Origin of the sequence: uncultured Streptomyces sp. (assembly GCF_947488945.1) — a bacterium.
Taxonomy (GTDB): Bacteria; Actinomycetota; Actinomycetes; order Streptomycetales; family Streptomycetaceae; genus Streptomyces.
The window spans coordinates 1-12,777 of the sequence record NZ_CANLBS010000027.1; the positions used below are offsets into that span (position 1 = coordinate 1).

General features: G+C 71.3%; 12 protein-coding genes. All 12 read right to left on the reverse strand.

The features are described 5' to 3' along the window. Positions 1-125 (reverse strand): S-adenosylmethionine synthetase N-terminal domain-containing protein (locus Q0994_RS29920; RefSeq protein WP_299541135.1); only part of this gene is annotated, 125 nt, incomplete at its 3' end. 250 nt (positions 126-375) lie between these two features. Then, positions 376-1,578, reverse strand: a complete 1,203-nt coding sequence (gene coaBC / locus Q0994_RS29925) for a bifunctional phosphopantothenoylcysteine decarboxylase/phosphopantothenate--cysteine ligase CoaBC (RefSeq protein ID WP_299540839.1) — start codon at positions 1,576-1,578, stop codon at positions 376-378. 152 nt (positions 1,579-1,730) lie between these two features. Then, positions 1,731-2,003, reverse strand: coding sequence for a DNA-directed RNA polymerase subunit omega (rpoZ, locus tag Q0994_RS29930; protein ID WP_003970369.1), 273 nt, complete (start codon positions 2,001-2,003; stop codon positions 1,731-1,733). A 162-nt stretch (positions 2,004-2,165) separates the two neighbouring features. Next, the gene (gene gmk / locus Q0994_RS29935; RefSeq protein WP_299540914.1) at positions 2,166-2,783 is read right to left on the reverse strand and encodes a guanylate kinase; all 618 of its coding nucleotides are present in this window, start codon (positions 2,781-2,783) and stop codon (positions 2,166-2,168) included. Positions 2,784-2,821: 38 nt separating this feature from the next. Then, positions 2,822-3,145, reverse strand: coding sequence for an integration host factor (locus Q0994_RS29940; protein ID WP_299540917.1), 324 nt, complete (start codon positions 3,143-3,145; stop codon positions 2,822-2,824). Positions 3,146-3,389: 244 nt separating this feature from the next. Then, complete coding sequence (pyrF, locus tag Q0994_RS29945; protein WP_299540921.1) at positions 3,390-4,229, reverse strand: orotidine-5'-phosphate decarboxylase; 840 nt, start codon at positions 4,227-4,229, stop codon at positions 3,390-3,392. After that, positions 4,226-5,335, reverse strand: a complete 1,110-nt coding sequence (locus Q0994_RS29950) for a quinone-dependent dihydroorotate dehydrogenase (RefSeq protein WP_299540924.1) — start codon at positions 5,333-5,335, stop codon at positions 4,226-4,228. The genes pyrF and Q0994_RS29950 overlap by 4 nt, the downstream gene beginning before the upstream one ends. A gap of 92 nt (positions 5,336-5,427) precedes the next feature. Beyond that, the gene (carB, locus tag Q0994_RS29955; protein ID WP_299540927.1) at positions 5,428-8,736 is read right to left on the reverse strand and encodes a carbamoyl-phosphate synthase large subunit; all 3,309 of its coding nucleotides are present in this window, start codon (positions 8,734-8,736) and stop codon (positions 5,428-5,430) included. Continuing rightward, on the reverse strand, positions 8,729-9,886 hold the full coding sequence (gene carA, locus Q0994_RS29960; RefSeq protein ID WP_299540930.1) for a glutamine-hydrolyzing carbamoyl-phosphate synthase small subunit: 1,158 nt from the start codon (positions 9,884-9,886) through the stop codon (positions 8,729-8,731). The genes carB and carA overlap by 8 nt, the downstream gene beginning before the upstream one ends. Continuing rightward, complete coding sequence (locus Q0994_RS29965) at positions 9,883-10,461, reverse strand: hypothetical protein (RefSeq protein WP_299540933.1); 579 nt, start codon at positions 10,459-10,461, stop codon at positions 9,883-9,885. Before Q0994_RS29965 ends, carA begins: the two co-directional genes overlap by 4 nt. After that, positions 10,458-11,744: a dihydroorotase gene (locus tag Q0994_RS29970; RefSeq protein ID WP_299540935.1), complete on the reverse strand. Its 1,287-nt coding sequence runs from the start codon at positions 11,742-11,744 to the stop codon at positions 10,458-10,460. Before Q0994_RS29970 ends, Q0994_RS29965 begins: the two co-directional genes overlap by 4 nt. Positions 11,745-11,746: 2 nt before the next feature. Further along, positions 11,747-12,724, reverse strand: a complete 978-nt coding sequence (locus Q0994_RS29975; RefSeq protein ID WP_299540937.1) for an aspartate carbamoyltransferase catalytic subunit — start codon at positions 12,722-12,724, stop codon at positions 11,747-11,749. Positions 12,725-12,777 lie beyond the last annotated feature (53 nt).

Below are 12,777 nucleotides of genomic sequence, written 5' to 3' on the forward strand. Positions count from 1 at the left end.
ACGGCCACGCGCGAGGCGGGGTCCTCGCGCAGGAGCGCGTCGAGAATCGTGTCGCTGATCTGATCAGCGATCTTGTCCGGGTGACCCTCGGTCACGGACTCCGAGGTGAAAAGACGGCGGGACACATCGCTCCCTGGGGTTGCAGCGGCTGCTGGCTGATCATTTGTGGAACGGTCGGGAGCTGCGCCCGACACGTTCCGCGAGCAGTTTATCGGTCGTTACCGGAGGTCGGACCACGCGTCTCGCCCCTTGGGAGTTCTGTGACGTGCGGCACCGAGCGTCCCGGCGGGTGAATCCTTCCACGAAAGCGGCCGGTGAGTCCGGCACGACGCCCATTCGGACGCCGTGCTGTCCGGAACCGGTTGCCGGGCGCCCTCAGGCCAACTCCGCCGCCACCAGGTCCCAGACCGTGTCGGCGAGCGCTTCCTTGGGGCCGTGCGGCACGGGGGTCTCGCCTCCGGTGCGGGCGAGCACGACGGCCTCGTTCTCCTCGGAGCCGAAGGTCTTCGCCTCCCCCACCTCGTTGACCACCAGGAAGTCGCACCCCTTGCGGAGCAGCTTCTCGCGGCCGTGGGCGAGGACGTCGTCGGTCTCGGCCGCGAAGCCGACCACGACCTGGCCCTCGCGGGCCCGTTCGGCGGAGATCTCGGCGAGGACGTCGGGGTTGCGCACCAGGGCGACGGCGTCGGGCTCCACTCCGTCGCGCTTCTTGATCTTGCCGGTGGCGTAGGCGGCGGGGCGGAAGTCCGCCACCGCGGCGGCCATCACCACCGCGTCCGCGTCGGCAGCGGCCTTGAGGACGGCCTCGCGGAGCTGGACGGCGGTGCCGACCCGGACGACGTCGGCGCCCGCGGGGTCGGCGAGTCCGGTGTTGGCCTCGATCAGGGTGACCCGCGCGCCGCGCGCCACCGCGGTGCGCGCGAGGGCGTACCCCTGCTTGCCGGAGGAGCGGTTGCCGAGGTAGCGGACGGGGTCGAGCGGTTCGCGGGTGCCTCCGGCGCTGATCACCACGTGGCGGCCGGCCAGGTCCGGCGCGGTGGCGCCGCGGGCCAGCACCCGGCGGCACACCTCGAAGATCTCGGCGGGGTCGGGCAGCCGCCCCTTGCCGGTGTCCACGCCGGTCAGCCGGCCCACGGCGGGTTCGACGACGACCGCACCGCGGCGGCGCAGGGTGGCGACGTTCTCTCGGGTGGCCGGGTGCTCCCACATCTCGGTGTGCATGGCGGGCGCGAAGACGACCGGACAGCGGGCGGTCAGCAGCGTGTTGGTCAGCAGGTCGTCGGCGAGGCCGTGGGCGGCCTTGGCCAGCATGTCGGCGGTGGCCGGGGCGACCACGACGAGGTCCGCGCTCTGCCCGGTGCGCACGTGCGGCACCTCGTGGACGTCGTCCCAGACCCCGGTGGAGACCGGGTGGCCGGAGAGCGCGGACCAGGTGGCCGCGCCGACGAAGTGCAGGGACGCCTCGGTCGGGACCACGCGCACGTCGTGGCCGGACTCGGTGAGCCTGCGCAGCAGCTCGCACGCCTTGTAGGCGGCGATGCCCCCGCTGACCCCCAGGACGACCTTCGGCTTCTCCACTGCGTCTCCCCGCACTCGGCTGCGTGTCTCCCCCATGCTGCCTCACCGGGCGGCGGGAACCGCCACGGCCCCCGCCCCCGGCGGGGGCCGGGCCCGGACACACCTCGGGCCCGGCGGTGGTCCGCCGGGCCCGGGATGAAGGTGGGTCGTGCCTACTGCGCGGGGCCCTCGATGGCCTCGGACGTCAGGAGACCCGCGTTGATCTCGCGGAGCGCGATCGAGAGCGGCTTCTCGTGCACGTGGGTGTCGACGAGCGGACCGACGTACTCCAGGAGGCCTTCACCGAGCTGCGAGTAGTACGCGTTGATCTGGCGCGCGCGCTTGGCGGCGTAGATCACGAGGCTGTACTTCGAGTCGGTGGCTTCGAGGAGCTCATCAATCGGCGGGTTGATGATGCCCTCGGGCGTGGTGATGGAAGAGGACACTCTCTGCCTTCCGAAGGGGGTGACAGTCAGAGAAGATCTCTGACAGTGCTGCCGTACTGCTTCCGACGACGACGCCCGCTGGGCGTCGTCACGTCGTGCGCATGAGGTGCGTCGGGCGGACCGATGCGTTGGAGCCTGTGCGCCGGGACCGATCGGCGACCCTCAGTCGGTGACGGCGCGGTGGTCGGAAGCCTGCAGCATCAAGGTTAGCAGCTCACGTGCGACGTCCTCGACGGAGGTGTTGACGAGGGTGGTGTCGAATTCCGCCTCGGCCGCCAGTTCGACCTTCGCGGCCGCGAGCCGGCGCTCGATCACGTCGGGTGCCTCGGTGCCGCGACCGGTGAGGCGGCGGACCAGCTCGTCCCAGCTCGGCGGGGCCAGGAAGACGAGCCGGGCCTCCGGCATCGACTCGCGGACCAGTCGCGCGCCCTGCAGGTCGATCTCCAGCAGGACCGGCTCGCCCGCCTCCAGGCGGTCGAGCACGGCCCGGCGCGGTGTGCCGTAGCGGTTGCCCGCGAATTCGGCCCACTCCAGCAGTTCCCCGTTGGCGATCAGCTTGTCGAACTCCTGATCGTCCACGAAGAAGTAGTGGACACCGTTGCGCTCCCCGGGGCGGGGCTTGCGGGTCGTCGCCGACACCGAGAGCCACACCTCGGGGTGCACCGTGCGCATATGGGCGACGACCGTGCTCTTGCCGACCCCGGAGGGGCCGGAGAGCACGGTCAGCCGCGGACGTTCGTCCGGGGGTACGGGGGTCGTCCCCCGGGATGTTGCAGCCATGCAGCGATTATCCAGGTTCTCGGGGGTGCCTGAGAACCTCAGGCGGCCGAGCCGCCGAACTCACGCTCCAGGGATGCGATCTGGTTGGAGCCGAGACCCCGGACCCGGCGGCTCTCGGAGATCCCGAGACGCTCCATGATCTGCTTGGCGCGGACCTTGCCCACGCCGGGCAGGGACTCCAGGAGGGCGGAGACCTTCATCTTGCCGATGACCTCGTTCTCACGGCCCTGCTTGATGACCTCGTGGAGGGAGGCGCCGGAGTGCTTGAGTCGATTCTTGACCTCGGCCCGCTCCCGGCGAGCCGCGGCGGCCTTTTCGAGCGCGGCTGCGCGCTGTTCAGGGGTAAGGGGCGGAAGAGCCACGCCTACGTCACCTCGGATGTCGATCTGTCGGATTCGGACCGGTGGGGAACCTGAGTGCTCCCCACCTGGTGAGTCGACGAACAACGTGTGCTCGTTGACTCTCGACGGAGACTAGCGGCCAACCGCCCCGGAGTCAGCGAGAACGAACGAAAAGTCCTGGTCAGCCTTGGCCGACCAGGACATTTTTCGCATAACAACCGGGATTTCGGTCAGGAAGTGGTCAACACGCTGTTACGTGGTGACGTCAACGATGTTCGACCGCCGTACGGATCTCCTCCGCGAAGCGCTCCGCGGCGTCCCGCAGACCCCTCGCGTCGGGTCCGTGGCGCAGCACGCCGCGGCTCACGCTGGGCACCACGTCGCCGACGGACGCGCCGAACACGCCGGGAAGGTCGGCCGGGGTCGCGCCCTGGGCGCCGATGCCCGGGGCGAGCAGCGGGCCGTTGATCGCCAGGTCCACGCCGGCGTCGCCGAGGGTGGCCCCGACGACCGCGCCGACCGAGCCGAGCGGCGTGGCGCCCTCGTTCTCGGCGGCCATGTGGTCGAGCATCACCTGGGCCAGCGGGCGTCCGTCGGGGGCCGTGGCGCGCTGCACCTCGGCGCCCTCCGGGTTGGAGGTCAGGCCGAGCACGAAGACACCGGAGCCGGAGACGGCCGCGGCGTCCAGGGCCGGGCGCAGCGAGCCGAAGCCGAGGTACGGGGAGACGGTGACCGCGTCGGAGAAGAGCGGCGAGCCCTTGTCGAGGTAGGTGGAGGCGTACGCGGCCATGGTGGAGCCGATGTCGCCGCGCTTGGCGTCCATCAGGACCAGTGCGCCGGCCGCACGGGCTTCCTCGACCGCCTTCTCCAGGACCGCGACACCGCGCGAGCCGAACCGCTCGAAGAAGGCCGACTGCGGCTTGAGGACCGCGACCCGGTCGGCCAGCGCCTCGACGACCGTGCGGGTGAAGCGCTCCAGCCCGGCCACGTCGTCGCCGAGGCCCCAGGAGGCGAGCAGGGAGGCGTGCGGGTCGATGCCGACGCAGAGCGGCCCGCGGGTGTCCATGGCGCGGCGCAGCCGTGCGCCGAAGGGTTCGGTGGTCATGCGGCGGCCTTCCGGGTGTCGGCGCCGACGGCTTCGGCGAGGGTGGCGTACGGGGACGCGGCCAGGCGGGCGGCCAGCCCCTTGTGGACGGCGCGGGCGTAGAACGGGCCCTCGTAGATGAAGGCGCTGTAGCCCTGGACGAGGGTGGCGCCGGCCAGGATGCGCTGCCAGGCGTCCTCGGCGTTCTCCACGCCCCCGACCCCGACCAGCGTGATCCGGTCGCCCACCCGCGCGTACAGCCGCCCGAGGACCGCCAGGGAGCGTGCCTTGAGCGGGGCGCCGGAGAGTCCGCCGGTCTCGGCGGTCAGCGACGGGGCGGAGGTCAGGCCGAGTCCGTCGCGGGCGATCGTGGTGTTGGTGGCGATGATGCCGTCCAGGCCGAGTTCCACGGCGAGGTCGGCGACGGCGTCGACGTCCTCGTCCGCGAGATCCGGGGCGATCTTGACCAGCAGCGGCACCCGGCGACCGGTGACGGTGCGGTCGGCGGCCTCGCGCACGGCCGTGAGCAGCGGGCGCAGCGACTCGGTGGCCTGGAGGTTGCGCAGGCCGGGGGTGTTGGGCGAGGAGACGTTGACCACGAGGTAGTCGGCGTGGGCGGCGAGCGCCTCGGTCGACTTCACGTAGTCGGCGGCGGCCTCGGCCTCGGGCACTGCCTTGGTCTTGCCGATGTTGACGCCGACGGTGGTCCGGAAGACCGGGTTGCGGGCGGCGAGGCGGGCCGCGACGGCGGCGGAACCCTCGTTGTTGAAGCCCATCCGGTTGATCAGCGCCCGGTCGGCGACGAGCCGGAACAGCCGCTTCTTCGGGTTGCCGGGCTGGGGGTCGCCCGTGACGGTGCCGATCTCGACGTGGTCGAAGCCGAGCATCGCCATGCCGTCGACGGCGATCGCGTTCTTGTCGAAGCCCGCGGCGAGGCCGAAGGGGCCGTGCATCCGCAGCCCGAACGCCTCGGTGCGCAGCGCCTCGTACCGGGGGGCCAGCGCGGCGGCGACGAAGGTGCGCAAGCCCGGGACGGCGGCGACGAGGCGGATCCAGCGGAAGGCGGTGTAGTGCGCCTTCTCGGGGTCCATCCGCCGGAAGACGAGGCGGAAGAAGAACTTGTACATCGAAGGTGTCCTCACGGAGAGGGGGACACCGTTTCCGGTGTCCCCCTGCTGGCTGACGGGCGGCGGTCCCGGCCCGGGGCCGGTCGCGCCGACTAGTCGCGGGCCGCGGTCAGGTGTTCCGCGTGCTCCTGGAGCGAACGTACGCCGACTCCCCCGTGGGTGAGCGCCTCGATGCCCTGGACGGCCGCGGCGAGCGCCTGGACGGTCGTCAGGCAGGGCACGGAGCGGGCCACCGCGGCGGTGCGGATCTCGTAGCCGTCGAGACGGCCGCCGGTGCCGTACGGCGTGTTGACGATGAGGTCGACCTCGCCGTCGTGGATGAGCTGGACGATGGTCTTCTCGCCCTGCGGGCCCACGCCCTCGGACTGCTTGCGCACCGCGGTCGCGTGGATGCCGTTGCGCTTGAGGACCTCGGCGGTGCCGGAGGTGGCCATCAGCTCGAAGCCGAGGGCGACCAGCTCGCGGGCCGGGAAGATCATCGAGCGCTTGTCGCGGTTGGCGACCGAGATGAACGCGCGGCCCTTGGTGGGCAGCGGGCCGTAGGCGCCGGCCTGCGACTTGGCGTAGGCGGTGCCGAAGACCGAGTCGATGCCCATGACCTCGCCGGTGGAGCGCATCTCCGGGCCGAGGACGGTGTCGACGCCGCGGCCGTTGACGTCGCGGAAGCGCGACCACGGCATGACGGCCTCCTTGACGGAGATCGGCGCGTCGAGCGGCAGGGTGCCGCCGTCGCCGGTCCTGGGCAGCAGGCCCTCCTCGCGCAGCTCGGCCACGGTCGCGCCCAGCGAGATGCGGGCGGCGGCCTTGGCGAGCGGGACCGCGGTCGCCTTCGAGGTGAAGGGGACGGTGCGGGAGGCGCGCGGGTTGGCCTCCAGGACGTAGAGGATGTCGCCGGAGAGCGCGAACTGGATGTTGATCAGTCCGCGGACGCCGACGCCCTTGGCGATGGCCTCGGTGGAGGTGCGCAGCCGCTTGATGTCGAAGCCGCCGAGGGTGATCGGGGGCAGCGCGCAGGCGGAGTCGCCGGAGTGGATGCCGGCTTCCTCGATGTGCTCCATGACGCCGCCGAGGTACAGCTCGGTGCCGTCGTAGAGCGCGTCGACGTCGATCTCGATGGCGTCGTCGAGGAAGCGGTCGACCAGGACCGGCCGGGTGGGGCTGATCTCGGTGGACTCGGCGATGTACGAGGAGAGGCGGGTCTCGTCGTACACGATCTCCATGCCGCGGCCGCCGAGCACGTAGGACGGGCGGACCAGGACCGGGTAGCCGATCTCGTCGGCGATGGCCTTGGCCTCGTCGAAGGTGGTGGCGGTGCCGTGCTTGGGGGCGGGCAGGCCGGCCTCGGCGAGCACCCGGCCGAAGGCGCCGCGGTCCTCGGCGGCGTGGATCGCCTCGGGGGGCGTGCCGACGACGGGGACGCCGTTGTCCTTGAGCGCCTGCGCCAGGCCCAGCGGGGTCTGGCCGCCGAGTTGGACGACGACGCCGGCGATCGGTCCGGCGAGGGACTCCGCGTGCACGATCTCCAGCACGTCTTCGAGCGTGAGCGGCTCGAAGTACAGGCGGTCGGAGGTGTCGTAGTCGGTGGAGACCGTCTCCGGGTTGCAGTTGACCATCACGGTCTCGTAGCCGGCGTCGCTGAGCGCGAAGGAGGCGTGGACGCAGGAGTAGTCGAATTCGATGCCCTGGCCGATGCGGTTGGGGCCGGAGCCGAGGATGATCACCGCGGGCTTGGTGCGCGGCGCGACCTCGCTCTCCTCGTCGTAGCTGGAGTAGAAGTACGGCGTCTTCGCGGCGAACTCGGCGGCACAGGTGTCGACCGTCTTGTAGACCGGGCGGATGCCCAGCGCGTGCCGGACCTCGCGCACGACGTCCTCGCGGAGGCCGCGGATCTCGCCGATCTGGGCGTCGGAGAAGCCGTGCCGCTTGGCCTCGGCGATGAGGTCGGCGTCCAGGCGTTCGGCGGCGGCCAGTTCGTCCGCCAGCTCCTTGATCAGGAAGAGCTGGTCGACGAACCAGGGGTCGATCTTCGTGGCGTCGAAGACCTCTTCCTGGGTGGCGCCGGCCCGGATGGCCCGCATGACGGTGTTGATGCGGCCGTCGGTGGGGCGGACCGCCTCGGCCAGCAGCTCGGCCTTGTCGCCGGGCTCGCCGGTGAAGGCGAACTGCGAGCCCTTCTTCTCCAGCGAGCGCAGCGCCTTCTGCAGCGCCTCGGTGAAGTTGCGGCCGATGGCCATGGCCTCGCCCACCGACTTCATGGTGGTGGTGAGGGTGGAGTCGGCGGACGGGAACTTCTCGAAGGCGAAGCGGGGGGCCTTGACCACGACGTAGTCGAGGGTCGGCTCGAAGGAGGCCGGGGTCTTCTCGGTGATGTCGTTGGGGATCTCGTCGAGCGTGTAGCCGACGGCCAGCTTGGCGGCGATCTTGGCGATCGGGAAGCCGGTCGCCTTGGAGGCGAGCGCCGAGGAGCGGGAGACGCGGGGGTTCATCTCGATGACGATGATCCGGCCGTCGGCCGGGTCGATCGCGAACTGGATGTTGCAGCCGCCGGTGTCGACGCCGACCTCGCGGATGATCGCGATGCCGATGTCGCGCAGCCGCTGGTACTCGCGGTCGGTGAGCGTCATCGCGGGGGCGACGGTGATCGAGTCGCCGGTGTGGACGCCCATCGGGTCGAAGTTCTCGATGGAGCAGACGACCACGACGTTGTCGTTCCGGTCGCGCATCAGCTCCAGCTCGTACTCCTTCCAGCCGAGGATGGACTCCTCCAGGAGGACCTCGGTGGTCGGGGAGAGCGTGAGGCCCTGTCCGGCGATGCGGCGCAGCTCCTCCTCGTCGTGGGCGAAGCCGGAGCCGGCGCCGCCCATGGTGAAGGAGGGGCGGACGACGACGGGGTAGCCGCCGAGGGTGTCGACGCCCTGGATGACGTCGTCCATGGTGTGGCAGATGACCGAGCGGGCGGACTCGCCGTAGCCGATCTTGGCCTTGACGGCCTCGACGACGCCCTTGAAGAGCTCGCGGTCCTCGCCCTTGTTGATGGCCTCGACGTTGGCGCCGATCAGCTCGACGTTGTACTTCTCCAGCACCCCGTTCTCGTGCATGGAGATCGCGGTGTTGAGCGCGGTCTGGCCGCCGAGGGTCGGCAGGAGGGCGTCGGGGCGCTCCTTGGCGATGATCTTCTCGACGAACTCGGGGGTGATCGGCTCGACGTAGGTGGCGTCGGCGATCTCCGGGTCGGTCATGATCGTGGCGGGGTTGGAGTTCACCAGGATGACGCGCAGGCCCTCGGCCTTGAGCACGCGGCAGGCCTGGGTGCCGGAGTAGTCGAATTCGGCGGCCTGGCCGATGACGATCGGACCGGAGCCGATGACCAGGACGGACTGGATATCGGAGCGCTTAGGCACGCTGGCCCTCCATCAGGGTGACGAAACGGTCGAAGAGGTACGCGGCGTCGTGCGGGCCGGCGGCTGCTTCGGGGTGGTACTGGACGCTGAAGGCGGGTCGGTCCAGGAGCTGGAGCCCTTCGACGACCTGGTCGTTCAGGCAGACGTGGGAGACCTCGGCGCGGCCGAACGCGGTGTCGGAGACCTCGTCCAGCGGCGCGTCGACGGCGAAGCCGTGGTTGTGCGCGGTGACCTCGACCTTGCCGGTCGTGCGGTCCTGCACGGGCTGGTTGATGCCGCGGTGGCCGTACTTCAGCTTGTACGTGCCGAAGCCGAGGGCGCGGCCGAGGATCTGGTTGCCGAAGCAGATCCCGAAGAGCGGGGTGGAGCGCTCCAGGACGCCGCGCATCAGGGCGACGGGGTGGTCGGCGGTGGAGGGGTCGCCGGGGCCGTTGGAGAAGAAGACGCCGTCGGGGGCGGTGGCGTAGATCTCGTCCAGGGTGGCGGTGGCGGGCAGCACGTGGACCTCGATGCCGCGCTCGGCCATCCGGTGCGGGGTCATGCCCTTGATGCCGAGGTCGACGGCGGCGACGGTGTACTTCTTCTCGCCGATCGCGGGGACGACGTAGGTCTCCTTGGTCGCGACCTCGGCGGAGAGGTCGGCGCCGGCCATCTCGGGGGCCTGCCGCACGCGCGCCAGCAGTGTGGCGTCGTCGGCCAAGGCCTCGCCGGAGAAGATGCCGACGCGCATGGCGCCGCGCTCGCGCAGGTGGCGGGTGAGGGCGCGGGTGTCGACGCCGCTGATGCCGACGACGCCCTGGCGCTCCAGTTCGTCGTCCAGTGTGCGGCGCGAGCGCCAGTTCGACGGGGTGCGGGCGGGGTCGCGCACGACGTAGCCGGAGACCCAGATCCGCTGCGACTCGGCGTCCTCGTCGTTCACGCCGGTGTTGCCGACGTGCGGGGCCGTCATCACGACGACCTGCCGGTGGTACGAGGGGTCGGTCAGCGTTTCCTGGTAGCCGGTCATGCCGGTCGAGAACACCGCCTCGCCGAAGGTCTCCCCCACGGCCCCGTAGGCGCGGCCGCGGAAGGCGCGGCCGTCCTCCAGGACGAGTACGGCGGGAGACACCCTTTCCCTCTGCGGGGTCTGCCCCGGATTGGAGATCGTCATCGTGCGGTGCCTTCCGTAGTGCTGGTGAGGTGCGTGATCGCGTCGACCCAGGCCTGGTGTTCGGCCGCGTGGTCGGAGCGGAATCCGGAGTCGATGAGCCCGTCGCCGTGGGCCCAGGTGATGACCAGGAGGCCGCCCTCGGGCAGGACCTTCCCGGCGAGCGCCCGGTCGAGGCGGGCGCCCCGCAGCCGGTCGGCGGGGACGAAGAAGTCGGCGGCTCCGGGGCGCACGACGTCGAGTCCCTGGTCGGTGAGGGTGAGCTCCACCCTGCTGCGGGTGCCGAGGCCGTGGGCCACGATCCGGTCAAGCCACTGCTCGGAGGTGGTCGAGGCGTGGTAGCGGCCGGTGAGGGTCAGCAGCGGCGTGCGGTCCGCGAAGTCCTCGGGGGTGGTGGCGAGCTCGGGGAGTCCGGACTGCAGGCGTCCCCGCCATTTCCATCCCTGGCGCATCAGCCAGTAGACGAGGGCGACGAAGACCGCCAGGCCGATCACCCAGCTGATCCGGGCGGACCAGTCGGTGACCTCCGCGGACTTCTGCTCGGCGGCGAGCTGGTACAGGTGGGGCAGAGTTCTCACGTGAGCTTCCCGTCGACGACCGTGGCACGGCCCCGCAGGAAGGTGTGGGTGACGCGGCCCGGCAGCTCACGGCCCGCGTACGGGGTGTTGCGGCTGCGGGACGCGAAGCCCGCGGGGTCCACCGCTCCACGGTATGCCGGATCGACCAGGACCAGGTTGGCGGGCTCACCCGCCGAGACGGGACGGCCCTGTCCGGCGAGACGGCCGATGGCCGCGGGGCGGGCCGACATGCGGTCGGCGACGCCGGCCCAGTCGAGCAGTCCGGTCTCCACCATCGTCTGCTGGACGACGGAGAGCGCGGTCTCCAGGCCCACCATGCCCATGGCGGCGGCGGACCACTCGCAGTCCTTGTCCTCGTGCGGGTGCGGGGCGTGGTCGGTGGCGACGCAGTCGATGGTGCCGTCGGCCAGTGCCTCGCGCAGGGCCAGCACGTCGGCCTCGGTGCGCAGCGGGGGGTTCACCTTGTAGACCGGGTCGTAGGACCGGACGAGCTCGTCGGTGAGGAGCAGGTGGTGCGGGGTGACCTCGGCGGTCACCTTCCAGCCCTTGGACTTGGCCCAGCGCACGATCTCGACGGAGCCGGCGGTGGAGAGGTGGCAGATGTGCACGCGGGAGTCGACGTGGGCGGCGAGCAGCACGTCGCGCGCGATGATCGACTCCTCGGCGACCGCGGGCCAGCCGCCGAGCCCGAGTTCGGCCGAGACGACGCCCTCGTTCATCTGCGCGCCCTCGGTGAGGCGGGGCTCCTGGGCGTGCTGGGCGACGACTCCGTCGAACGCCTTCACGTACTCCAGGGCGCGGCGCATGATGACCGCGTCGTCGACGCACTTGCCGTCGTCGGAGAAGACGCGGACCTGGGCGGCCGAGTCGTGCATGGCGCCGAGCTCGGCGAGCTGCTTGCCCTCCAGGCCGACGGTGACGGCGCCGACGGGCTGCACGTCGCAGTAGCCGGACTCCCTGCCGAGGCGCCAGACCTGCTCGACGACGCCGGCGGTGTCGGCGACGGGGAAGGTGTTGGCCATGGCGTGCACGGCGGTGAAGCCGCCGACGGCCGCGGCCCTGGTGCCGGTGAGGACGGTCTCGGAGTCCTCCCGGCCGGGCTCGCGCAGGTGGGTGTGGAGGTCCACCAGGCCGGGCAGCAGGATCTGGCCGGCCGCGTCGATCACGGTGGCGTCGCCGGCGTCGAGGCCGGTGCCGACCGCGGCGACGGTCTCGCCGTCGAGGAGGACGTCCTGGGGCTCGCCACCGAGGACCTTCGCGCCGCGGATCAGGATCTTGCTCATGATTACTGGTTCCCCTCGGGACGGGCGGTGGTGGCGAACTCGGCTCCGCCGAGCAGCAGGTAGAGCACGGCCATCCGGATGGAGACGCCGTTGGCGACCTGTTCGACGGCGGTGCACCGGTCGGAGTCGGCGACCTCGGCGGTGATCTCCATGCCGCGGTTCATCGGGCCGGGGTGCATGACGACGGAGTGGCCGGGCATCTTGGCCATCCGCTCGCCGTTCAGTCCGTAGCGGCGGGAGTACTCGCGCTCGGTCGGGAAGTACGCGGCGTTCATGCGCTCGCGCTGCACCCTGAGCATCATGACGGCGTCGGACTTCGGCAGCACCTCGTCCAGGCCGTAGCTGACGTCGCAGGCCCACTGCTCGACGCCGACGGGCAGCAGGGTGGGCGGGGCGACCAGGGTCACGTGGGCGCCGAGCGCGGTGAGCAGGTGGACGTTGGAGCGGGCGACCCGGCTGTGCAGGATGTCGCCGACGATCGTGATCCGGCGGCCGTCGAGGTCGCGGCCGAGGCCTGCGTCCGGACCGACCAGCCTGCGGCGCATGGTGAAGGCGTCCAGCAGGGCCTGGGTGGGGTGCTCGTGGGTGCCGTCGCCGGCGTTGACCACCGCGCCGTCGATCCAGCCGGAGGTGGCCAGGCGGTACGGGGCGCCGGAGGCGTGGTGGCGGATGACGACCGCGTCGGCGCCCATGGCCTCCAGCGTGAGGGCGGTGTCCTTGAGCGATTCGCCCTTGGAGACCGAGGAGCCCTTGGCGGAGAAGTTGATGACGTCGGCGGAGAGGCGCTTGGCGGCGGCCTCGAAGGAGATGCGGGTCCGCGTCGAGTCCTCGAAGAACAGGTTGACGACGGTGCGTCCGCGCAGGGTGGGAAGCTTCTTGATCGGCCGGTCAGCGACCCGGGCCATCTCCTCGGCGGTGTCGAGGATCTGGACGGCGTCGTCGCGGGTGAGGTCGGCGGCCGAGATGAGGTGGCGCTTCATCTGGGTGTGCTCCGGGGGCTGGAGGTGTCGGGGCGTGCGGGGGTGCGGCAGCG

Bases quoted from the DNA above. Each gene is read 5' to 3' on its own strand.
- gmk (WP_299540914.1), bottom strand. From the start codon at position 2,783: ATGGCTGCAACATCCCGGGGGACGACCCCCGTACCCCCGGACGAACGT.
- pyrF (WP_299540921.1), bottom strand. From the start codon at position 4,229: ATGACCACCGAACCCTTCGGCGCACGGCTGCGCCGCGCCATGGACACC.
- Q0994_RS29950 (WP_299540924.1), bottom strand. From the start codon at position 5,335: ATGTACAAGTTCTTCTTCCGCCTCGTCTTCCGGCGGATGGACCCCGAG.
- carA (WP_299540930.1), bottom strand. From the start codon at position 9,886: ATGACGATCTCCAATCCGGGGCAGACCCCGCAGAGGGAAAGGGTGTCT.
- Q0994_RS29970 (WP_299540935.1), bottom strand. From the start codon at position 11,744: ATGAGCAAGATCCTGATCCGCGGCGCGAAGGTCCTCGGTGGCGAGCCC.
- Q0994_RS29975 (WP_299540937.1), bottom strand. From the start codon at position 12,724: ATGAAGCGCCACCTCATCTCGGCCGCCGACCTCACCCGCGACGACGCC.